The organism is Dichotomicrobium thermohalophilum (genome assembly GCF_003550175.1).
In the GTDB taxonomy this organism is placed as follows: Bacteria; Pseudomonadota; Alphaproteobacteria; order Rhizobiales; family Rhodomicrobiaceae; genus Dichotomicrobium; species Dichotomicrobium thermohalophilum.
The window spans coordinates 237,368-258,782 of sequence record NZ_QXDF01000001.1; the positions used below are offsets into that span (position 1 = coordinate 237,368).

19 protein-coding genes are annotated in these 21,415 nt (G+C 62.1%); 10 read left to right on the forward strand and 9 right to left on the reverse strand.

Annotated features, from left to right (window positions below; genetic code table 11):
• Nucleotides 1-2: 2 nt before the first annotated feature.
• The 4 genes from coaE to BXY53_RS01125 are packed head-to-tail and all read right to left on the reverse strand — an operon-like array spanning nt 3 to nt 2,974.
• Entirely contained in the window at nt 3-626 is a 624-nt protein-coding gene (coaE, locus tag BXY53_RS01110) for a dephospho-CoA kinase (protein WP_119060118.1), read from the reverse strand.
• Nucleotides 623-1,483: a shikimate dehydrogenase gene (locus tag BXY53_RS01115; RefSeq protein ID WP_119060119.1), complete on the reverse strand. Its 861-nt coding sequence runs from the start codon at nt 1,481-1,483 to the stop codon at nt 623-625. Before BXY53_RS01115 ends, coaE begins: the two co-directional genes overlap by 4 nt.
• Nucleotides 1,476-2,123 (reverse strand): Maf family protein, encoded by a 648-nt coding sequence (locus tag BXY53_RS01120; RefSeq protein WP_119060120.1) that lies wholly within the window; start codon nt 2,121-2,123, stop codon nt 1,476-1,478. Before BXY53_RS01120 ends, BXY53_RS01115 begins: the two co-directional genes overlap by 8 nt.
• A gap of 2 nt (nt 2,124-2,125) precedes the next feature.
• On the reverse strand, nt 2,126-2,974 hold the full coding sequence (locus BXY53_RS01125; RefSeq protein WP_119060121.1) for a pyruvate, water dikinase regulatory protein: 849 nt from the start codon (nt 2,972-2,974) through the stop codon (nt 2,126-2,128).
• Nucleotides 2,975-3,476: 502 nt separating this feature from the next.
• On the opposite strand from BXY53_RS01125, the gene hemE reads away from it, so the two are divergent.
• The 3 genes from hemE to rho all read left to right on the forward strand — a co-directional run bounded on the left by hemE (nt 3,477) and on the right by rho (nt 6,579).
• Entirely contained in the window at nt 3,477-4,529 is a 1,053-nt protein-coding gene (gene hemE, locus BXY53_RS01130; protein ID WP_119060122.1) for a uroporphyrinogen decarboxylase, read from the forward strand.
• Between the two features lie 20 nt (nt 4,530-4,549).
• Nucleotides 4,550-4,981: a protoporphyrinogen oxidase HemJ gene (gene hemJ / locus BXY53_RS01135; RefSeq protein WP_119061689.1), complete on the forward strand. Its 432-nt coding sequence runs from the start codon at nt 4,550-4,552 to the stop codon at nt 4,979-4,981.
• Between the two features lie 332 nt (nt 4,982-5,313).
• Complete coding sequence (rho, locus tag BXY53_RS01140) at nt 5,314-6,579, forward strand: transcription termination factor Rho (protein ID WP_119060123.1); 1,266 nt, start codon at nt 5,314-5,316, stop codon at nt 6,577-6,579.
• 4 nt (nt 6,580-6,583) lie between these two features.
• Here rho and BXY53_RS01145 read toward each other — a convergent pair whose 3' ends face one another.
• A complete protein-coding gene (locus tag BXY53_RS01145; RefSeq protein WP_119060124.1) occupies nt 6,584-8,659 on the reverse strand; it encodes a thioredoxin domain-containing protein in 2,076 nt (691 codons plus the stop codon).
• A 92-nt stretch (nt 8,660-8,751) separates the two neighbouring features.
• Between BXY53_RS01145 and mnmE the strand changes: the two genes are divergently transcribed.
• The 5 genes from mnmE to BXY53_RS01170 all read left to right on the forward strand — a co-directional run bounded on the left by mnmE (nt 8,752) and on the right by BXY53_RS01170 (nt 14,503).
• The gene (gene mnmE / locus BXY53_RS01150; protein ID WP_342634954.1) at nt 8,752-10,086 is read left to right on the forward strand and encodes a tRNA uridine-5-carboxymethylaminomethyl(34) synthesis GTPase MnmE; all 1,335 of its coding nucleotides are present in this window, start codon (nt 8,752-8,754) and stop codon (nt 10,084-10,086) included.
• A 94-nt stretch (nt 10,087-10,180) separates the two neighbouring features.
• Nucleotides 10,181-12,052 (forward strand): tRNA uridine-5-carboxymethylaminomethyl(34) synthesis enzyme MnmG, encoded by a 1,872-nt coding sequence (mnmG, locus tag BXY53_RS01155; RefSeq protein WP_119060125.1) that lies wholly within the window; start codon nt 10,181-10,183, stop codon nt 12,050-12,052.
• A complete protein-coding gene (gene rsmG, locus BXY53_RS01160) occupies nt 12,049-12,714 on the forward strand; it encodes a 16S rRNA (guanine(527)-N(7))-methyltransferase RsmG (protein WP_119060126.1) in 666 nt (221 codons plus the stop codon). Before mnmG ends, rsmG begins: the two co-directional genes overlap by 4 nt.
• The gene (locus tag BXY53_RS01165) at nt 12,714-13,544 is read left to right on the forward strand and encodes a ParA family protein (RefSeq protein ID WP_119060127.1); all 831 of its coding nucleotides are present in this window, start codon (nt 12,714-12,716) and stop codon (nt 13,542-13,544) included. The genes rsmG and BXY53_RS01165 overlap by 1 nt, the downstream gene beginning before the upstream one ends.
• Before the next feature lie 74 nt (nt 13,545-13,618).
• Nucleotides 13,619-14,503: a ParB/RepB/Spo0J family partition protein gene (locus BXY53_RS01170; RefSeq protein ID WP_119060128.1), complete on the forward strand. Its 885-nt coding sequence runs from the start codon at nt 13,619-13,621 to the stop codon at nt 14,501-14,503.
• A gap of 6 nt (nt 14,504-14,509) precedes the next feature.
• Here BXY53_RS01170 and holA read toward each other — a convergent pair whose 3' ends face one another.
• The 3 genes from holA to leuS form a co-directional block, all read right to left on the reverse strand.
• Nucleotides 14,510-15,544, reverse strand: coding sequence for a DNA polymerase III subunit delta (holA, locus tag BXY53_RS01175; protein ID WP_119060129.1), 1,035 nt, complete (start codon nt 15,542-15,544; stop codon nt 14,510-14,512).
• Between the two features lie 56 nt (nt 15,545-15,600).
• A complete protein-coding gene (locus BXY53_RS01180; RefSeq protein ID WP_170144284.1) occupies nt 15,601-16,080 on the reverse strand; it encodes an LPS assembly lipoprotein LptE in 480 nt (159 codons plus the stop codon).
• Between the two features lie 69 nt (nt 16,081-16,149).
• Nucleotides 16,150-18,747: a leucine--tRNA ligase gene (gene leuS, locus BXY53_RS01185; RefSeq protein WP_119060131.1), complete on the reverse strand. Its 2,598-nt coding sequence runs from the start codon at nt 18,745-18,747 to the stop codon at nt 16,150-16,152.
• 224 nt (nt 18,748-18,971) lie between these two features.
• Between leuS and BXY53_RS01190 the strand changes: the two genes are divergently transcribed.
• Both BXY53_RS01190 and BXY53_RS01195 read left to right on the forward strand, forming a co-directional pair.
• Nucleotides 18,972-19,661 carry a YggS family pyridoxal phosphate-dependent enzyme gene (locus tag BXY53_RS01190; RefSeq protein WP_119060132.1) on the forward strand — a complete coding sequence of 230 codons (690 nt, stop codon included), beginning with the start codon at nt 18,972-18,974 and terminating at the stop codon, nt 19,659-19,661.
• Between the two features lie 3 nt (nt 19,662-19,664).
• Nucleotides 19,665-20,186, forward strand: coding sequence for a flavin reductase family protein (locus BXY53_RS01195; RefSeq protein ID WP_119060133.1), 522 nt, complete (start codon nt 19,665-19,667; stop codon nt 20,184-20,186).
• Between the two features lie 5 nt (nt 20,187-20,191).
• Here BXY53_RS01195 and ribB read toward each other — a convergent pair whose 3' ends face one another.
• Nucleotides 20,192-21,370 (reverse strand): 3,4-dihydroxy-2-butanone-4-phosphate synthase, encoded by a 1,179-nt coding sequence (ribB, locus tag BXY53_RS01200; RefSeq protein WP_119061691.1) that lies wholly within the window; start codon nt 21,368-21,370, stop codon nt 20,192-20,194.
• Nucleotides 21,371-21,415 lie beyond the last annotated feature (45 nt).

The following is a 21,415-nucleotide window of genomic DNA, read 5'->3' on the forward strand; positions in this document are numbered from 1 at the left end:
TCTCAAACGTCCAGATCACGCCAGACGTCGATCTTCTGACCCTCTCGCTGGCGGAGTTTAGCGAGAATGTTGTCCAGTTGGGCGCGGCTCTCGGGAATGGTGCCGCTTGTGTCCACAACGAAATCGGCACGAGCACGCTTTTCGGCGTCCGGCATCTGCCGGCTGAGCAGGTCGTCAATCTTCTCCGGCGTCATGCCCTTACGCGCTGCCAGACGCTGGCGCTGCACTTCCTCGGGCGCACTGACCACGATCACCGCGTCGCACAGCTTGTCCGCGCCCGATTCGAACAACAGAGGAATGTCGAGGATAACCAGCTCCGCGCCGCGCATCTCCTCGGCAAGCACGAAGTCGCGCTGCTTGCGCCGCACCATGGGGTGAACGATCGCTTCCAGACGCGCCAAGGCTTCGGGATCCCCGGCAATCGCCTCAGCCAGCTTCTTGCGGTCGACCCGACCGCCCTGTGCCACGCCCGGAAACGCCTGCTCGATTTCTTCCACCGCCTCGCCCTCGTAAAGCGCGTGGACCGCCGCATCGGAATCGAAAACCGGAATACCCAGATTTTTCAAGTGGTTGGCGGCGGTGGACTTACCCATCGCCATCGAGCCGGTGAGGCCGACGATCATCATGATGCGGCCTTGTCCTGCTCGATGTCGGCGACGATGCGCGCGCGTAGTTCGGGTGTCACCTCGGGGCGCACGCCGAACCAGCGGGCGAAGCCGGGAACGGCCTGGTGCAGAAGCATCCCCAAGCCGTCGACAGTGCGCAGGCCGCGCGCCTTCGCCGCGCGCAGCAGCGGCGTTTGCAGGGGAACATAAACGATGTCGGTGACGACAGCATCACTCGGGAGCGCAGCAAGGTCGATTTCCAGCGCAGGGGAACCTTCCATGCCGAGCGAGGTCGTGTTCACGAGCAAGGCGCACCCATCGAGCATGGCGTCACGCTCCGCCCAGGCGATCGCTCTGACTGCCGGGCCGAAGGCTTCGGCCAGTCCCTGCGCCTTGGCGAAAGTTCGGTTGGCGAGCCGGATTTCGGAAAAGCCCCGATCGATCAGCCCTTTTAGCACGGCCCGCGCTGCCCCGCCCGCGCCAATCACTGCGGCGCGGCTGCCGCCATCCCAGCCGGGCGCGCCTTCGTCGAGATTGGCGAGGAAGCCATAGACATCGGTGTTATCGCCGACAAGCTGACCATCATCGAGCCAGATGGTGTTGACCGCCTGGACCGCCTCGGCCGCCGGCTCGCGCCGGTCGACCAGTTCGTAGGCCAATTCCTTGTGCGGCACGGTGACGTTGGCGCCGATCAACCCGCTCTCCGCAAAGCGATCGAGAAATTCGGGAAAATCCTCCGGCGGCACGGCTTGTTTGTCATACCGGCCCGGCAGATCGTACTTTTCCAGCCAATAGCCGTGAATCAACGGCGAACGCGAATGCGCCACCGGCCAGCCAATAACGCATGCCTGCGGGCCACTGTCTTGTGCTTCAGGCAAGAAGTATCTCCATCTCGCGCAACTTCGCCAGTAGCGGCAACAGCGGCAGGCCAAGCACAGTGAAATAATCGCCGTCAACGCGCTCGAAGAGCTGGGCGCCCGGGCCTTCAAGCTGATAGGCGCCCACACTGGTCAGCACCGCCGCACCCGCAAGGCTCAGATAACGCCCCACGAATTCGGCGGAGAAGTCGCGCATCTTCATCGTGGCGGTATCGACATGCGTCCAGAGATGCTGGCCGCCGCGGCACAGGCAAACCGCCGAATGGAGCACATGCGTCTTCCCCCGCAGTTCAAGGAGCTGCTCGCGCGCGGCGTCGAAATCCAAGGGCTTTTCGAGTGCGCGATCCTCGATGGCGAGCACCTGGTCCGCACCGAGTACGAGCGCATCCGGCTCGGCGGTGCTGATTTGCGTAGCCTTCGTAAGCGCGAGGAGCTCGGCGATGTCCCCGGCCTGGGTGAACTCGTCTTCCTGGCGCAACGCTTCCCGAACGCTGCTCTCGTCGAGATTAGACGGCTGTTGCGTGAAAGCGACTCCGGCGCTGCGCAGCACCGCCACGCGGGCCGGGCTCGCCGAAGCGAGAATCAGGGCTGGCTTTTCAGCCTGTAGACCCGCCGTGACCGGCGGTGCGGCATCGGTCATCCTCAGCCCTCCTGAGCAGCGCGCGCGACTTGGCGATCCTGGTAGCGCCGGATGATATCCGCCGCCGTCTCCTCGATCGAGCGACGGCTGACATCAATGATCGGCCAGTGATGGCGCTGACACAAGCGCCGCGTGTACGCGATTTCTTCCTTGATGCGATCCATGTCGACGTAGTCTTGGAGCCGACGATCATTGAAGGACATCACCCTGTTGTGGCGGATTTCGGCGATCCGTTCGGCCGTTGCTGTCAGGCCGACAATCAGCGGACGCTCCGCCGTCTCAAGCGTTTCGGGAACGGGAAGGTCCGGGACGAGGGACACATTGGCGGTCTTGTAACCCCGGTTCGCAAGATAGATGCTCGTTGGCGTCTTGGATGTCCGGCTGATCCCGACCAGCACGATATCCGCCTCGTCGAGCGTCTCGGTATTTTGCCCGTCGTCATGCATCATGGAGAACTGCATGGCGTCGACGCGGCGGAAATAATCGGCGTCCAGTACATGCTGCCCGGCCACCACTGGCGTGGAGTCGGCACCGAGATATTGTCCGAAGGCGTTGAGGATCGGTTCAAGGACCGCAATACAGGGCAGCCCCATCTTCTTGCACTGGTTTTCGAGTTCCCGCCCCAGATCGGCGTTGACGATGGTGTAAAGCACGATGCCGGGATTGGCGTGGATCTTCTCCACGACGTCGCCGAGCTGGTCGCGGGTGCGGACCAGCGGATGGACATGGTGAATGGCGCGGATCAGCGAGTACTGAACCGTGGCGGCCTTCGCAATCATGGTAAGCGTTTCACCCGAGGCATCAGACACCAGGTGCAGGTGAAACGACTTTTTCGGTGCCTTCTTCTGCATGGTCTTTTCCGTGGCGGTTGCGCCGGTCGCGGAGGTTCAGCGCGTCGGCGGGAATCACACTTCGATCCAAAGTAGCTGCGGTCCGTGTGGGCGAATCCCAGATTCGTCACCACAACCTATCCAGACCCCACGCGCTCATCCCGAGTCCCGCACGCCAATCAAAAAATCACCCACAGCGGATCTGATGGTGACAATCGATCCGGCGGCTTCTCCCCTTTGTGGACAGACTCCGCTCGCTCCCCGCTTCGTTCAGGCATCTGTCCGCGTAACTTTCCTCTCAAGGGTCATTTATAACCGATCGACCCAACGTCAAAAATCGGGATTGTTCAGATTGACAGACACGCTGATTGCCGGCAGGACTGAGCGCCGGAGCCGCGACCGGCGACAAGCTGTGAACGAATGGGGGATTTTTTTGAATTCAACAAATCCACCTCCGGAAAAATAAAACAGCAGAGTCAGGCTCAAGACAGGATTTTGTTTTCGGGATTATGGATCGGGCCTAATGTCGGACGAGACCACGCGACCAGCGGCTAGCCGGTTCCTCCGCGCTCTTTCCGGAGAGGTGATGTCACCACCACCGATCTGGCTGATGCGCCAGGCCGGACGCTATTTGCCGGAGTACCGTGAGGTTCGCGCCAAGGCAGGGGGGTTCCTTGACCTTTGCTATACACCGGAACTGGCAGCGCAGGTAACGCTCCAGCCAATCGAGCGATACGGCTTCGATGCGGCAATCCTCTTTTCCGACATCCTCGTGGTTTCGCATGCTCTCGGACAGAAGGTCTGGTTTGAGGAAGGCAAGGGGCCACAACTTGAACCGATCACGCGAGAGGGTGAACTGTCACGGCTGTCCATGGACGGCGTCGATAAGACCGTGGCACCGATCTACGAGACGGTTTCGCGCGTCGCCCAGGCGCTGGACGAAGAGACCGCGCTGATTGGCTTTTGCGGCGGTCCCTGGACCGTGGCGACCTACATGGTGGCTGGGCAGAGCACGCCCGACCAGGCGCCCGCCCGGCTGTGGGCGTATCGCGATCCGGAAGGCTTCGCCAAGCTGATGGATATGATCGTGGAAGCCTCTGCCACCTATCTCAGCGGCCAGATCAAGGCGGGCGCGCAGGCCGTGCAGATCTTCGAGAGCTGGGCAGGCACGCTGCCGGACAGCGAGTTCCGCCGCTGGGTGATCGCGCCGACGCAGAAACTGGTGAGCGCGCTGCGCGCTGAACATCCGGAAACGCCGATCATCGGGTTTCCACGCGCAAGCGGTCCGATGTACCTTGATTTTCTTACGCAGACGGGCGTCGACGCGCTAGGCTGCGACACAGCGCTTTCGCTTGACTGGATAAAGACGAATCTGCAGCGTCGGACGGTCGTTCAGGGCAATCTCGACCCGCTGCTTTTGGTGGCGGGCGGTGACGAGCTTGAGCGGCGCGCCCGCGATATTCGGGACACGCTCTCAGGCGGTCCGCACATTTTCAATCTTGGTCACGGTATCGTTCCGCAGACTCCGCCAGAGCATGTCGCAACGCTTGTGAAGACCATCCGGGAAAGCTTTTAGGATCAAAGGCAATGGAAGGCTTGTACCTTTACGTCAAGGCGTTTCACGTTATTTCGATCATTGCCTGGATGGCGGGGCTTTTATACTTGCCACGGTTGTTCGTTTATCACGCTTACGCTGATGTCGGCTCGCAGCAGTCGGAGACCTTCAAGCTTATGGAGGTTCGTTTGCTGCGTTACATCATGAACCCAGCCATGATTGCGAGCTGGGTTTTTGGGCTTTTACTTCTTGGTTACTACGGCGTCATCAATTGGTCAGTGGATATATGGTTCCATGTCAAGTTCTTGCTGGTCATTATTCTGACTGGCTATCACATGGTGCTCGCCCGCTGGCGCCGGTTGTTCGCGCAGGATCAGAATGCGCATTCGGCGAAATTCTATCGCTTCATGAACGAGGTGCCCACGGTCATCATGGTGGTGGTCGTGATTCTGGCGGTCGCCCGCCCGTTCTAGCGTCAGACTTGCTTGCAGCTTCGGTGCGGCACCCAATATATTGTGGAAGCGCGGGCCCGTTCAGGTCAGTTCGTTGCGATTTGGTCACGAACAAGCTAATAGCGTCTTTGCGCGATGAATTAAGTCTGGTATGTTTCTAGCGTATCGCCAGACTTGAGCAGGTGTGGGCACGCTGCTCACCCGAAATAACCTAGAGGCGCGAGGCCGCTCTGGGTGTTTCCCACCCATCTCTCTGCATTCCAACGCCCTCTTTCGCGAAACCGCTTGACTCACGTGTCCAATTGCGGACGCGCCCCCGAGAAGGCGGCAATGATTTTCCAGGAGCCATATCCGTGCAGGAAATGAAGCTACAAGACCTCAAAATGAAATCACCGGCGGAGCTGCTGAGCTTTGCCGAGGAGGTCAATGTCGAAAATGCGAGCGCGATGCGCAAACAGGAGCTGATGTTTGCCATCCTGAAGCAGCTCGCCACGCGCGATATCGACATCACCGGTAGCGGCGTTGTGGAAGTGCTTCAGGATGGGTTCGGCTTCCTGCGCTCGCCGGATGCGAACTATCTGCCGGGGCCGGATGATATCTATGTCAGCCCGAGCCAGATCCGGCGCTTTGGCCTGCGTACCGGCGACACCGTCGAAGGACAAATCCGCAGCCCGAAGGACGGAGAGCGGTATTTCGCGCTACTCAAGGTCAACAAGATCAACTTCCAGGAGCCCGAAAAGAGCCGGCACAAGATCCACTTCGACAACCTGACGCCGCTCTACCCGGACGAGTGGCTGCGTATGGAGGTCGAGAGTGCGGAGGGCAAGGACCTGAGCGCACGGGTCATTGACATTGTCGCCCCGCTCGGCAAGGGGCAGCGCGGGCTGATTGTCGCGCCGCCGCGCACGGGTAAGACGATGTTGCTGCAGAACATCGCGCATTCGATCACCTCGAACCGGCCTGAGTGCTATCTGATTGTGCTGCTCATCGACGAGCGGCCGGAAGAAGTGACCGACATGGAGCGCTCGGTGGATGGAGAGGTCATCAGCTCGACCTTCGATGAGCCGGCGGCGCGCCATGTTCAGGTGGCCGAGATGGTGATTGAGAAGGCAAAGCGACTCGTCGAACACAAGCGCGACGTCGTGATCCTGCTCGACTCGATTACGCGGCTGGGCCGCGCCTACAACACGGTCGTGCCTTCTTCGGGCAAGGTGCTGACGGGCGGCGTGGACGCCAACGCACTGCAGCGGCCGAAGCGATTCTTCGGCGCCGCGCGGAACATCGAGGAAGGCGGCTCCCTGACCATCATCGCGACGGCGCTGATCGACACCGGGAGCCGCATGGACGAGGTCATATTTGAAGAGTTCAAGGGGACGGGCAACTCGGAGATCGTGCTCGACCGGAAGGTAGCGGACAAGCGTGTGTTCCCCTCCATCGACATCGCGCGTTCAGGCACCCGCAAGGAAGAACTGCTGGTGCCCGAGGCACGTCTGAAGAAGATGTTCGTCCTCCGCCGCATTCTGAACCCGATGGGGACCATGGAGGCGATCGAGTTCCTGTTGGACAAGCTGCGTCAGACCAAGACGAACGACGACTTCTTTGACTCGATGAACACCTGAGACCTCAGGTGGGCGCGCCCAGCTGCCCCTTGCGTGCTTCGAGCAGCAAGTCGCGCAGGGCATCCTGCGAGATAACCGGCAACGAACACTGCGGCCCGACACAGACGTAGGCCGTCGGCGTCCCGTCGATCGTGACCTTGCCGTCGAGCGCCGGGTTGGCCGGCACAGCTTCGGCTTCCACACAGGTTTGAACAACGGTGCCGGGAAGAGAGAGTTCGGTGACCGTTTTGCGAAGCGCGTCGGCTTCGCTTCGCTCACGCTTGGCGATAATGGCGACATGCTGCGGCTCAGTGAGCGTCATTAGCGTGTCCACGAAGCCGGCGTGCGCGACAGGGTTCTTGGCGATTTCATGCCGGAAGGCACGCTCGATGTTGTGCGCCTGGTCTTCGAACCGGCGATCACCCGTTAGCAGGAACAGGGTCATGAAGTTCGACGCCATGACCGGGTTGGCGTTTGGCGTCGAGTCGTCATGCGCGTTGTGGGTGCGGATGATGATGTCGTCCGTGTCATCCGCCGAGAGGTAGTAGCCGCCGTAGTCGTGGGCCCAGAAGTGCTGGTCCAACACATTCGCCCAAGCGAGCGCGTCACTCAGGAAAACACCCTCCCCAGTATGCAAGTACAGCGCAAGGGCGGCGGAAATCATGTTTGCGTAATCGGTCGCGATGGCCGGCGCGGAGGTCTGGCCCGCGCGGTAGCTGTGCCGCAGGCGGTCCCCCTTGCTCATGTTCGTCTTGACGAAGTCGTAGGCTTGGCGGGCGAGCCTGACCCAGGCCGGCTGCTCGAATGCCGCCCCCGCGCGCACAAGCGCCCCGATCATCAGTCCGTTCCAGTCCGCGAGAACCTTGTCATCCCAGCCCGGCCGTACGCGTGTTTCACGTGAAGCAAACAGTTTGCAGCGCATCTCCGCGAGACGTTTTTCCTCCGCATCGGGAAGAGGCTCCGGGTGCTTGAGACGGTTCAGGATGTTCTTGCCTTCCCAGTTTCCTTCCGGCGTCACATCGTATATGCGGGTGAATAGATCGGCATCGTCCGGGCCCAGCGCATTCACGATCTCCGAATAATCCCAGACGTAGAATTTTCCTTCCTCCCCTTCGGAATCGGCATCCAGCGACGAGGCGAACCCGCCGTCCGGCGCGATCATCTCGCGCTCCAGCCAGCCGATCGTTTCTGAAGCGCGCTCGGCATAGAGAGGGTTCCGCGTCTCCTTCCATGCCTCGGTCAGCAGGTCGAGGATCTGCGCGTTGTCATAGAGCATCTTCTCGAAATGCGGGACCAGCCATTTCTCATCGACGGTGTAGCGGGCGAAGCCGCCGCCGATATGATCATAGATGCCTCCCTGGCACATGCGGGTCAGAGAAAGGTCCACGGCGCGGCGGCAAATTTCGATGTCGAAGCGCAGACCTGTTCGCCAGAGCAGCCCGAAGATCGAGGTGTTCGGAAACTTTGGCGCGCCCTGGAGCCCCCCATTCACCGGGTCGATAACACCGGCGATCTTCCCGGCCAGGTCCTGGATCGTCTCCAGCGATATCGGCGCCATCTCGCCTTCCGCGCCACGTGGCTCCAGGGCCTTGCGCAACAACGTGGCGTTATGCGTGACCTTGTCGGACTCCTCCTTGTAGACGCGGGCGACCTCCTTCAAAACATCCTTGAATCCGGGGCGACCATACTTCGCGGTGTTCGGGAAGTAGGTGCCGCCCCAAAAGGGTTCGCCATCCGGCGTGAGGAACATGGTCAGCGGCCAGCCACCGTGGCCTTCGAGGCTTTGCAGGGCCCGCATGTAGAGCGCGTCGACGTCCGGTCGCTCCTCCCGGTCCACCTTGATGTTGACGAACAGATCGTTCATCACCTCTGCAGTCGCCTCGTCCTCGAAGCTCTCATGCGCCATGACGTGGCACCAGTGACAGGCGGCATAGCCAACGGAGAGCAGAACCGGCTTTCCGGTCTTCTTTGCGTGGTGAAAGGCCTCGGCGTTCCAGGGCCACCAGTGGACCGGATTGTCCTTGTGCTGCAACAGATAAGGACTGGTCTCTCCGGCAAGATGATTCTGGTTAGGGTTGTCGAACTTCGAAGCGTTTTCCATACCTCGTCCCCGCGGTCCGCTGGTTCGTTTGACGCTTTTACATGAAATCACCGGCACAGCGCCTTGAATACGGGGATGGTGCGATACAAACCATGAATATGCAAACCACGATCTATGCCCTTTCGAGCGCACCGGGACGCGCCGGCGTGGCCGTCATCCGCGTATCCGGCCCGGCAACGGGGGAGGCTCTATGCGCGCTTGCGGGTGATGTTCCGCCCCGGCGGCGGGCAAGTCTACGGGACCTGCGGCACCCCGGAACGGGCCGTAGGCTCGACCGTGCGCTGGTGCTCTGGTTTCCCGCGCCTTCGAGCTTCACGGGGGAGGATGTCGCCGAGCTGCACGTGCATGGCGGCCGTGCTGTGATTGAGGCGGTATTGTCCGCGCTGGCGGAGGTGCCGGGAATGCGGGCGGCGCAGCCCGGAGAGTTTGCGCGGCGCGCATTCGAGAATGGCAAGCTTGATCTGACGGCTGTTGAGGGCCTGGCTGACCTCATTGACGCCGAGACCGAGGCGCAGCGCCTCCAGGCGCTTCGGCAATCGGACGGAGCGCTGGCGGCGCTATATGAGAGCTGGCGGCAAAAGATCATTCTGGCGCTTGCAGAGATTGAAGCGGATCTCGATTTCAGCGACGAGGCTGACGTCCTGGCTTTCAACGATCGAGCCGCCTTTGCGCAGATCGCCGATCTCGAGCGGTCAATCCGCGCGCATCTCGATGACAGCCACCGCGGTGAAATCCTGCGCGACGGGTTGCGCGTGGCGATCGCGGGCCCGGTGAATGCCGGCAAATCGAGCCTGCTAAACGCCCTAGCCCGGCGCGAGGCAGCCATCGTCTCCGAGAAGCCCGGGACAACACGTGACGTCGTTGAGGTCCGGCTCGACCTGAAGGGTTATCCGGTCATCGTGTCCGATACCGCCGGGATGCGCCAAACCGATGAGGAGATCGAGGCGGAGGGGGTGCGCAGGGCGTTGGCGCGGGCGAAGGAAGCCCAGATCGTGGTGTGGCTCATCGACGGCGCACAGGCGCAGCCGACACCGCCACCCGCAGAGATACCGGTCGAGAAACGGCTCACTGTGGTGAATAAGACCGAGTTGCTGACCACGCGAGACCCGTATCCGGTCAAGGCGGATCTTTTCATTTCGGTCCACACGCAGGAAGGTATCGGCGAACTCGTGGACCGTATCGGGGCGGAAGCCGCAGCGCGCCTGGAAGCTGGGGATGCCGCGCCGCCGACGCGGGAGCGACATCGACGCGAGTTGGAAGAGGCGATGAGGTCGCTGGGGGCATTTCTGGAGGGATCGCCGGATGAACTGGAACTGCGCTGCGAGGACCTGCGTCGCGCAGCCGACTGCATGGGGCGTCTGACAGGACGTATCGACGTGGAGGATATCCTCGATCAGATCTTCGCTCAGTTCTGTATCGGAAAGTAATGTTTCACGTGAAACAGCGCTTTGACCGGGGGCGCAGCGTCCACTATTTTCAGCGCGAAAGGGCGCGCTTCGATCATCAGAGAAGACAGGGACGATGACCGATCATCGCTTCGATGTGATTGTTGTTGGCGGTGGCCATGCCGGCTGCGAGGCTGCGGCCGCAGCCGCACGCATGGGCGCTAAAACGGGCCTCATTACACACCGTGCCTCCGCCATCGGGGAGATGTCCTGCAACCCCGCAATCGGTGGGCTCGGCAAAGGGCATCTCGTCCGCGAGATCGATGCGCTCGACGGCGTCATGGCCCGGGTTGCCGACCAGGCCGGCATTCAGTTCCGCGTCCTCAACCGGTCCAAGGGCCCGGCCGTACAGGGGCCGCGCGCTCAGGCGGATCGAAAGCTTTATCGCGAGGCCATGCAGGCCGAGATGGCGCGGACCGACAATCTCGCGATCATCGAGAACGCGGTCGAGGATCTGATCGTGGAGAATGAGCAGGCAACGGGTGTTGTTACTGCAGACGGTGCGCGATACGCCGCGGGGGCGGTCGTCATAACTACGGGAACCTTCCTGAAGGGCATCATCCACGTCGGACTGAAGCAAACGCCGGGCGGACGCATCGGTGACGCGCCGGCGATCCGCCTGTCCGAACGCTTCTATGCGATGGGCCTGCGCATGGGGCGACTGAAGACCGGAACGCCGCCGCGCCTTAACGGCGAGACGATTGACTGGGACAGCCTGGAGGTCCAGCACGGCGACAATCCGCCGGAGCCGTTCTCGTTCCTGACCTCAGAAATTACCACGCCGCAGGTTGTCTGCCACATCACCGGTACACGCCCGGAAACGCACGAGATTATCCGCGCCAATCTCGACAAGGCGCCGATGTTTTCGGGCCAGATCGATGGCGTTGGTCCGCGCTATTGCCCCTCTGTCGAGGACAAGGTGGTCCGCTTTGCCGATCGCGCGAGCCACCAGATCTTCCTGGAACCGGAGGGACTGGACGACACCACGGTCTATCCGAACGGCATCTCGACCTCGCTTCCGGAAGAGGTGCAGCACGCCTTTGTCGCCACGATCCCGGGGCTGGAATCTGCCCGCATCATCCGCCCGGGCTACGCAATCGAATATGACTACATCGACCCCCGCGAGCTTTTGCCGACACTTGAGGTCAAGCGGCTCTCGCGTCTGTATCTGGCCGGACAGATCAACGGAACGACGGGCTATGAAGAGGCGGCGGGACAGGGGCTCGTCGCAGGACTCAACGCGGCGCTGGCGGCCAGTGGCAGCAATCGCGATTTCATCGTCTCGCGCGCCGATGCCTATATTGGCGTGATGATCGACGATTTGACCACGCGCGGCGTCAGCGAGCCTTATCGCATGTTCACATCTCGCGCCGAATATCGCCTTCGCCTTCGCGCGGATAATGCCGATGAGCGTCTGACACCAGCGGGCGAAGCGATCGGCTGTATTGGCGCGGCCCGCGCCCGCGTTTTCGCCGAGCAGATGGCAAATCTGGAGAAGGGCCGCGCTCATCTGGAAGAGCTGAGTCTCACGCCGCGGGAGGCGGCCGCTCAGGGGCTCAACCTCAATCAGGACGGCCGTCGGCGCACGGCGTTTGAACTCCTCGCCTATCCGGACATTACCTGGGAGCGACTTGCCGGCATCTGGCCGCAGCTCGACGCTGTGCCCGGCCCCATCGCGCGGCGCCTGCAGATCGACGCGCGCTACAGCGTCTACGTTGAGCGCCAGGAAGCAGATATCGCTGCCTTCCGCAAGGACGAGCAGATCGCGATCCCACGGGGCTTCGACTATGATTCGATTTCCGGCCTCTCCAACGAGGTTCGGCAGAAGCTCCAGCAGCACCGCCCGGCAACGCTCGCTCAGGCCGGCCGTATCGACGGCGTGACGCCAGCCGCGCTGATGCTCCTGCTCGCGCACTTGCGTAAGACCCCACAGAAGCAGTCGGCATGACCGGCGCGGCACCCGCCGAAGGCGCGTATGGCCGGGAATCCTTCCGGTCCGAATTCGGCGTCACCTCCGAGCAGATCGCCAAGCTCGAAACCTATGCGGTGTTGCTGCGCAAATGGCAGAAGGCCGTGAATTTGGTCGCCCGCGACAGCCTCGACGCTATCTGGCAGCGCCACTTTGCCGACAGCGCGCAGCTCGTCCCGCTGATCCAGGGGGGTAGTAGGTGCCTCGACTTTGGTGCGGGTGCCGGCTTCCCCGGCCTGATCGTCGCCATACTCACCGCCGACACTGGCACCAAGGTTCACCTCGTCGAGAGCAACGCACGCAAATGCGCCTTTCTCCGCGAGGTCGCGCGACAGACTGGAACGCCTGTGGAAATTCACAATGCCCGCGTTGAAGAGATCGCGGCCCGGGGTACAGTGACCGACGTTGATGTTGTCATGGCGAGGGCTGTCGCACCACTCGCCAGGCTGCTGGAATGGTCCCAGCCGTTTTTCCGCAGCGGCACCGTCGGCCTGTTCCTCAAGGGTCGCCGAGCGGATGAAGAGATCGCCGAGGCGCGGAAGGCTTGGACATTTGAATTGCGCGCCCACCCGAGCGCCACGGAACCGGACGGGACGGTTCTCGAGATCAGGGCGCTGGAGCGGCTGGAAGGTAGGACGTGATGGACAAGCGGTCTTCTGGAGGCGATTTTCACGTGCTTGCCGTCGCCAATCAAAAGGGCGGTGTCGGCAAAACCACGACAGCCATCAATCTGGGCACCGCGCTCGCGGCGATCGATCAACCGACGCTTGTCATTGATCTGGATGCCCAGGGCAACGCAAGCACGGGGCTGGGTCTCCCGGAAGGCGAGCGAAACGTCTCGACTTATGACGTGCTGGCCGGCGCGGCAGCGTTGGAGCAGGCGATGGTCGAGACCAGCATACCGAATCTCTACCTGGCGCCTTCGACTCGCGATCTCGCTGGCCTGGAGCCGGAAATTTCCTCCGCGCCGAACCGCGCCTACTTCCTGCGCGATGCGATCATGTCGCTTAAGGCCTCACAAGAGGAACGAGGAAGCGAGCCACAGATCCGCTATGTCCTTGTGGACTGCCCGCCGTCCCTGAATATCCTGACGGTCAACGCAATGGCCGCCGCCGATTCAGTTCTTGTGCCCGTGCAGTGCGAGTTCTTCGCGCTGGAGGGGATCACGCAGCTCAAGGACACGATCGACTTTGTCCGCTCCAGTCTGAACCCTTCGCTGGAGATCCACGGCGTGGTGCTGACCATGCATGACCCGCGGACGAAGCTCGCGGACGAAGTTGCCAGCGAGGTCCGCAATTTCTTCGGAGACAAGGTCTACAACACCATGATCCCGCGCAACGTGCGCGTCGCCGAAGCACCGTCGCACGGCAAGCCGATTCTGCTGTACGATCAGAAGAGCGCCGGCAGCAAAGCTTATATTCAGCTGGCGGCGGAAATTATCGACCGGGAACAGAGTGCATCGGCCGCGTAGCCGAACGGGTTCTCTGAGTGGTCGTTTCAGCCTGCGCAGGTCGTCTCGCGTCATTGCGCAACGTGGAGAGACGCATGTCGGAACAGGCAACTACGGCAAATCGTAATCGGCTCGGGCGGGGATTGGCTTCGCTCGTTGGGGACCCAGCGGCGTCGCGCGGACGTGGCGGCCCGGCAGAGGGAGATCAGGTCGAGCTCCCCATCGACAAGATCAAGCCAGGGCCGCTGAATCCGCGCCAGAGCTTCTCGCCGGGCGAGCTCGAAGAACTCGCCAATTCAATCCGCGAGAAAGGGCTGGTTCAGCCGCTCGTCGTCCGTCCGATGGAAGACGGCATTCATTACGAGATTGTCGCCGGCGAACGCCGTTGGCGTGCCGCGCAGATGGCGGGTTTGCATCGGCTTCCAACCGTCATCCGTTCTTTGACGGATCAGGAGGCGCTGGAACTCGCGATCATCGAGAATGTTCAGCGCACCGACCTGAACGCGATCGAAGAGGCGGCAGGCTATCAGGAGCTTATCGGCCGCTTCGGATACACACAGGACGAACTGTCCCAGATTATCGGCAAGAGCCGGAGCCATCTGTCAAACATGCTTCGGCTGCTCAAGCTGCCGGAGGGGGTGCAGACGCTCGTGCGGGACGGCGAACTCAGCCCGGGGCATGCCCGCGCCCTGATCGGCCGGGAGGATGCTGAGCAGGTCGCGAAGATGATCGTGGAAAAAGGCCTGAGCGTTCGTGATGTCGAGGCGCTGTCCCACAAGCGCATGGACTCTGGCAGTGCCACGAAGTCGAAGCAGAAGGATCCTGACACCCGCGCTTTCGAGCAGGAGTTGGCCGATGCGCTCGGTCTGACGGTGGCGCTCAAACCGGGTTCGGGTGAGAGCGGTGAATTGCGTATCCGCTACCGCACGCTGGAGCAGCTGGAAGGTGTGCGCACGTTGCTGCTACGCCAGCGCGCTTAGGGTGCTTCAGCGGGGAGTTTTGCCAAGGGTGCGAGCAAGCTGAAAGATTGTGTCACCTGCGACCTGATGCGCGATCTCCGGGTGGGTTCGTGTATACTGGAGCGCCCGCGAGACCCGTCCCAAGGCCCGCTTAAGATGTCCGCGATCCCACCGCCGGATCTGAAGCTTAATCTCGTCCTTCCGCCGAAAATGCAAGGGCGGCCGGATGGCGTTGATCGCACTGTCCGCTGAGCGACCGGCATCCATTCGCGCACGAACGGAGATAAGCTGCATCAGCTGTCGCGAAAGGGCGGACAGGAGCACGTCAGGCGGCGTTCCGCTCGCTCGAAGCTTTTCCATCTGGGTAAGGGCGCTGGCGGAGTCGCCGGTCAGGATCTCATGAACGGCCACATTGAGTGTTGCGTCTGACGCGTCGCCGACCACGGCGTCGACGTCCTCGACAGAGATTTCACCGGTATCCTGAGCGTAGGTAATGAGCTTCGCGATTTCGGCCTTTGCAATTCCGGGGTCAGCCCCAAGAAGGTTGGTCAGGTGACGTTCGGCATCGCGCGTGATGGTGAGGCTGGCGCGAGAGATCTCCTGTCGAACAAGCTGCGACAGGCTCGCCGTATCGCTGCTCTCGTAACAGGCCAGCGCCGCAAGTGTCTCACCACCCTCGAACAGCTTCCGCAGCTTGATGTCGGGTTTCAGGTTGCCGACCTCGATGACAACGCGCACGCTGTCGGGCAGTTGGCCCCAGGGGAATTTTGCCAGCTCGTTGACTGTGCGCCCGGATACGCGAGCCCGGAGGACCTTGCTCGGGGAAAACATGGAGATCGTCTGGGCTTCCACGGCTAGACGATCAGGATCGGCGGCCAGATCGTCCTCATTCAGGCGTACAAGCTCGGGATTATCCGGAAGCAAGCTCCTCATTGACTCGCAGAGTGTCGCCCCGTGCTCGCGGATGAGGCCGGCATCTGAGCCGAAGAGCAGACATGCTTTGACCTGAGGGTCCGGCTTTTGGACGTAGCGCGCGACGCGGTTTGCTTTGATCAGAACCATTCAGGTCCAAGGAGGTATTCGCCGTCGAGCACGGCTTTTGCTGTGGCCTGCAAGCTTTATACGTCCCGTGACAGAGCCATTGCGACCCGCGTCTGGATGTCGTCGGCCACCGTGCGCGCCGCCCGGTTCTCGGCATCGCGCCGCGCGCGGATGTCCGCGAATGTCGAATCCAGATTGTCATAGGCGGCGCGGCTAATGCTCTTGCCGGAGACCACGACAGTTTCGTCTTCCAGACGGATGAGCTTGAACGCAGCAGTCAACCTATATGCGCGCCCCTCGGCCTCACCACTCCTGGCCACGAACGTATCCTGTACGGATTCGCGAATCGCGACCTCCAGGCGATACTGCGTTGCATCGCTGTAACCGCCGCCTGTGGTGGCGAAGATCAGTTCGTTGCGGACGCGCTGACCTACACGCCCCGGAATGGGCGCCACAGACACCGTGCGCATCACGTCGTCGAGCTGCGCACCGGTGGTGGACTCGGCATACATCGGCTGAAAGCCGCACCCGGCAAGCAACGGAGCGATCAGGGCCATAATGGCGACAAGCCGACCCGGAGATCGATGGTTCCCACCTCGCATTCTCGCTCCGCCTCTCCGCTGACTTTATGCCACAACGTTAACGATGCGCTGCGGCACGACGATGACACGCTTTACTGGCCGATCGCCAAGCGCCCTGTGGACGCTCTCGAGTTCAAGCGCCGCGCGCTCAACTTCCTCCTTCTCGGCGTCCCGGGAAATCGTGAGTTCTGCCCGGCGTTTGCCATTAACCTGTACGGCAATGGTAATCGCATCGTCAATCAGCAACGCATCCTCGGGCTCGGGCCAGGGCTGGTTTATGAGCAGACTGTTGTAGCCGAGTCGCGCCCAGCATTCCTCGCCGGCATGGGGAATGATTGGTCCGACGAGCTGGGTGATGAACTCCAGCGCCTCCCGCATGGCCCAGGCGAAATCCGGCTGGTCATGCCAGTCTGATTGCTGTGCGCTGGCGATCTTGTTGGCGAATTCGTGGATCTGCGCGATGGCGCGGTTGAAGCGCAGCGCTTCCAGATCGCCGGTCACGGCCTTGACGGCGCGATGTGAGGCGCGGCGCAGGTCTTCTGCGGGATTGGAGAAGCTCTCCGGTGCGGGCGTACCTTGCTCCGGCAGAGCGTCTGCCGCGTCTGTAACCAACCGCGTCAGCTTCTGGATAAAGCGCCAAGCGCCCTCAACCCCGGCGTCTGTCCATTGCACGTCGCGCTCGGGCGGGCTGTCGGAGAGCATGAACCACCGCGCCGTGTCCGCCCCGAAGCGCTCGACGATGTCGGTCGGGTCCACGGTGTTGCGCTTCGACTTCGACATTTTCTCGGCGTGGCCCACAGTCACCGGGGAGCCGGTGTCGATTTCGACGGTCTTGCCATCCTCCGTGAAGCGCACTTGGTCCGGGCTGAGCCATTCTCCGCTCTGGCTCCTGTAAGTGTCGTGAACGATCATGCCCTGGGTGAATAGCCCGGCGAACGGCTCTTCGAGATCGAGATAGCCCATGTCGCGCATTGCGCGGGTGAAGAAGCGCGCATAGAGCAAATGCAGAATGGCGTGCTCCACCCCGCCGATATACTGGTCGACGGGCAGCCACCGATCCGCCTCGGTCTTTTCCACCGGCGTGTCAGCACGTGGGGAACAGAAACGGGCGAAGTACCATGACGAGTCCACGAAAGTGTCCAGCGTATCGGTTTCGCGCTCGGCTTCGCTGCCGCATTCGGGGCAATGCACATGCTTCCAGGTGGGATGGTGGTCGAGCGGATTGCCGGGCTTCTCGAAGGAAACATCCTCAGGGAGTTGCACCGGTAGATTCTCTTCGCGCTCGGGGATGATGCCGCAGGTCGGGCAGTGGATCATCGGGATCGGACAACCCCAATACCGCTGACGGGAGACGCCCCAGTCACGCAGGCGGAACTTGACCTGTCGCTCACCGATACCCCGCTCCTCGACCAGAGTGGCGATCTTCTCCTTCGCCTCATCCACGCTCAGACCGTCGAGGAATTCCGAATTATAGATGTGCCCGGGGCCGGTGTAGGCTTCCGATCCGATCTTGAAGCTCTCCGGATCCGCGCCGTCCGGGATCACGACCGGCTTGACGTTCAGGCGATACTTGCGCGCGAAGTCGAGGTCGCGCTGGTCGTGCGCCGGACAGCCGAAGATCGCGCCAGTGCCGTACTCCATCAGCACGAAGTTGGCGACGAAGACTCGCAGCCGCGAGTTCCGTTTGAACGGGTGGATCGCCTTGAGGCCCGTGTCGTAGCCCTTCTTCTCCGCGCGCTCGATGGCTTCTTCGCTGGTGCCGATACGCTGGCATTCGGCGATGAAATCGCGCAGGTTCGGGTCCTGCTCGGCGAGGCTCTGCGCCAGCGGGTGATTTGGCGCGATCGCGCAGAAGGTGGCGCCGAAGATCGTGTCGTGGCGCGTGGTGAAGACGTCGAGCGTCTCAGGTGCGTCTGCCGGACGATCGCCGGACAGTTTGAACTTGATGAGACATCCTTCGGACTTCCCGATCCAGTTCTTCTGCATGAGCCGGACCTTTTCCGGCCATCTGTCCAGAGTGTCCAGACCCTCCAGCAAATCGTCCGCGTAGCGCGTAATGCGGAAGAACCATTGCGGCAACTCGCGCTGCTCGACGACCGCGCCGGAGCGCCAGCCGCGCCCGTCGATGACCTGTTCATTGGCGAGGACGGTCTGGTCGACCGGGTCCCAGTTCACCCGCGCCATGCGGCGATAGACGAGGTCATGCTTCAGGAAGTCCAGGAACAGCTTCTGCTGCTGGGCATAGTATTCCGGATCGCAGGTGGCAAACTCGCGGTCCCAGTCCAGCGCGAAGCCCATCTCCTGAAGCTGGCCGCGCATCGTCGCGATGTTCTCGTAGGTCCATTCCTTCGGGTGCACGCCTTTCGCCATCGCGGCGTTTTCCGCGGGCATCCCGAAGGCGTCCCACCCCATTGGATGCAGGACATCATAACCCTGGGCCCGCTTGTACCGGGCCACGACATCACCCATGGTATAGTTGCGGGTGTGGCCGACGTGGATGCGCCCGGACGGATACGGAAACATCTCCAGCACGTAATATTTCGGCCGGTCTGACATCTCCGGGGTGCGGAAAACGTCCTGCTCGCGCCAGACCTGACGCCAATATTTCTCGCGCTCGGGTGCGTTGTATCTCTCGCTGGCCATGACGTCCGATTTGTGGATGGTAAGGTTGAACCTTGGGCCAGGGGCCCAGAGTACTCGTCGTGTGTGTTAGACCGGATATGAGGGCAAAACCGCCCGGCCGGTCAAGGCATGACGGCGTGCGCATGCGCATTTCTTCCACGCCGCCGTGGCCGTTGCAACGGCCCGAGAGGTCTGGTGGGGTGCCGACAGGCGGCTATGTCAGGAGATTGCTTGTGCAAGACCCGATGACTAGAGCTACATCAACGGACAGCGCAGCCGCCCGACTGGCGGAGGTGCGCGCGCGGATCGCCGATGCTGCGCGGGAGGTCGGGCGCGATCCCTCAGAGGTTCACTTGGTCGCTGTGTCCAAGACGTTCGGCGCGGAGGCGATCATCCCGGTTATCGAAGCCGGCCAGCGCATCTTCGGCGAGAACCGGGTGCAAGAGGCGCAAGGCAAATGGCCGGCGCTTAAAGAGCGCTGGCCGGATATCGAACTGCACCTGATCGGCCCCCTGCAATCCAACAAGGCCCGCGATGCCGTAAAGCTTTTCGACGTGATCCAGACGATCGACCGGCCAAAGATCGCGCGGGTTGTTTCACGTGAAATATCGGAGATTGGCAGGTCGCCGCGCCTGCTGGTTCAGGTCAATACGGGCGAAGAGCCGAACAAGGCGGGCATCGCGCCCACCGAGGCCGTGGACTTCACGCGCTATTGCCAGGATGAACTCGGTCTCCACATCGAGGGTCTGATGTGCATTCCGCCGATTGATGAGGAGCCGGCCATCCACTTCGCCTTCCTCGCCAAGCTGGCAGATCAATGCGGGGTGTCTCGGCTGAGCATGGGCATGAGCGCGGATTATGAGACAGCGGTCGAATTCGGCGCCACCTGGGTGCGGGTCGGCTCAGCGATCTTCGGGCCGCGGGAAAAGGGATAGCGCATGACGTTCTGGCCCAAGGACAAGACCGATGCGGAGGCGTTCCGGGCAAGTCCGGAGGAATTCAAAAGCTGCTTTCGCCTGTGGCCGACCGGTGTGTCGGTCGTGACGACGCGCGACGGCGAAGGCCGCGCCTACGGCGTCACGATGAACAGCGTGACCTCCGTATCGCTGGAGCCGCCGCTTTTGCTGATGTGCTTGCGCAACGATTCCGAGACCCTCGCCGCGTTGCGCGCGAGCGGCATCTTCTGCGTGAACTTCCTTGCAAGCGGGCAGGAAGAGATTTCAAACCGCTTCGCCCATAGGCGTCCTGACAAGTTTCAGGGTATCACCACCCATGATGGACGGTTGGGCGCGCCCGTCCTGGAAGGTGTCCTGGCGGCGCTGGAGTGTCGCGTGGAGGAGGTTTACCCGGGCGGGGATCATCAGATTGTCCTGGGCGAACTGGTGCACGGCACACGTCATAATCCGGACGCCCCGCCGCTGGTCTATTTCAACGGCCAGTATTCCAGACCGAAGCCCTAGCCGGTTCAGCTCTTATGGCTGAACACAAGGCGTGGGGCATCCTTCGGTTCGCCGTCCTGCTCCTGCTCGACCTCCGAGATCGGGACCTGCTCGACCACCTGCAGCTCGAACCCGTCAAAGACGAAAGTGTCGGTCGGCTTCGGCGTGTTGGTCAACACGCGGATTTTTGACAGGCCGAGGTCCTTCAGGATCTGAATGCCAAGACCATAGTCCCGTGCATCGCTCTCGCGGCTGGTGCTGCGCTCAGCCGCTTGCTCGCGGTCCTGATACTGTCTGATCTGCTCCAACAGGCCGATCCCGCGCGCGTCCTGTGGCAGATAGACAATCGCGCCCGCGCCTTCGGCGCCGATGCGCGCTAGCGACTGGTGCAGCGTTGTGCCGCCGTCCTGGCGGAGGTTCTCAAGCACATCGCCTGTCAGCGAAGCGGCATGCACGCGCACAAGGGGCGCCTCCGCCTCGGTCAGATGGCCTTTCACCAGCGCAACCGGCTGCTCGTCGCTGTAGGCGACATCGTAGGCGATCAGGCGGAAATCCCCGAACCGGGTCGGTAGCGTCGCCTCCGCCACGCGCTTGACGATCTGCTCGTGCCGATAGCGGTACCGGATCAGGTCCGCGATGGTGATCATCGGCATGTTGTGCTGCGCCGCCAGCTTGGCGAGGTCGTCACGCCGCGCCATCGTGCCGTCCTCGTTCAGGATCTCGATCAGCACACCGGCCGGTGAGAGCCCGGCCAACGCCGCGAGATCTATGGACGCTTCGGTGTGCCCCGCGCGCATCAGCACCCCGCCCTCGCGGCCGACAATCGGGAAGATATGCCCCGGCCGCGCAAAATCCTCCGGCCGCGCACCGGGGTCGGCCAGCGCGGTTATGGTCGTGGCGCGCTCGGCAGCGGATATGCCCGTACTGGTCGTGACGTGATCGACCGAGACGGTGAAGGCCGTGTTTTGCAGAGCAGTGTTCGATTTGGCCGCGGGCGCGAGGTCGAGTCGCCGCGCCGCTTCTTCGGTCAGCGTCACGCACAGCAGCCCCCGCCCATTCAGCATGAAGTTGACCTTCTCGGGCGTGATCGTCTCTGCCGCGCAGATGAAGTCGCCCTCGTTTTCGCGGTCCTCATCATCGACGACGATGATGATGCCGCCCTGGCGGATGGTCTCGATCGCTGTCTCGATGCTTGAGAATTGCATGGCCGTTCCTTTCGCCCGGCGCGTCGCTGTCTGTACGGCATATAT

Coding starts and splice junctions, on each gene's coding strand:
- rsmG (WP_119060126.1), top strand. CDS start 12,049: ATGACCGGCGCGGCACCCGCCGAAGGCGCGTATGGCCGGGAATCCTTC.
- BXY53_RS01190 (WP_119060132.1), top strand. CDS start 18,972: ATGACTAGAGCTACATCAACGGACAGCGCAGCCGCCCGACTGGCGGAG.
- BXY53_RS01180 (WP_170144284.1), bottom strand. CDS start 16,080: ATGGCCCTGATCGCTCCGTTGCTTGCCGGGTGCGGCTTTCAGCCGATG.
- BXY53_RS01125 (WP_119060121.1), bottom strand. CDS start 2,974: ATGCAGAAGAAGGCACCGAAAAAGTCGTTTCACCTGCACCTGGTGTCT.
- leuS (WP_119060131.1), bottom strand. CDS start 18,747: ATGGCCAGCGAGAGATACAACGCACCCGAGCGCGAGAAATATTGGCGT.
- BXY53_RS01195 (WP_119060133.1), top strand. CDS start 19,665: ATGACGTTCTGGCCCAAGGACAAGACCGATGCGGAGGCGTTCCGGGCA.
- mnmG (WP_119060125.1), top strand. CDS start 10,181: ATGACCGATCATCGCTTCGATGTGATTGTTGTTGGCGGTGGCCATGCC.
- coaE (WP_119060118.1), bottom strand. CDS start 626: ATGATGATCGTCGGCCTCACCGGCTCGATGGCGATGGGTAAGTCCACC.
- BXY53_RS01145 (WP_119060124.1), bottom strand. CDS start 8,659: ATGGAAAACGCTTCGAAGTTCGACAACCCTAACCAGAATCATCTTGCC.
- BXY53_RS01165 (WP_119060127.1), top strand. CDS start 12,714: ATGGACAAGCGGTCTTCTGGAGGCGATTTTCACGTGCTTGCCGTCGCC.
- holA (WP_119060129.1), bottom strand. CDS start 15,544: ATGGTTCTGATCAAAGCAAACCGCGTCGCGCGCTACGTCCAAAAGCCG.
- mnmE (WP_342634954.1), top strand. CDS start 8,752: ATGAATATGCAAACCACGATCTATGCCCTTTCGAGCGCACCGGGACGC.
- BXY53_RS01120 (WP_119060120.1), bottom strand. CDS start 2,123: ATGACCGATGCCGCACCGCCGGTCACGGCGGGTCTACAGGCTGAAAAG.
- hemE (WP_119060122.1), top strand. CDS start 3,477: ATGTCGGACGAGACCACGCGACCAGCGGCTAGCCGGTTCCTCCGCGCT.
- BXY53_RS01170 (WP_119060128.1), top strand. CDS start 13,619: ATGTCGGAACAGGCAACTACGGCAAATCGTAATCGGCTCGGGCGGGGA.
- ribB (WP_119061691.1), bottom strand. CDS start 21,370: ATGCAATTCTCAAGCATCGAGACAGCGATCGAGACCATCCGCCAGGGC.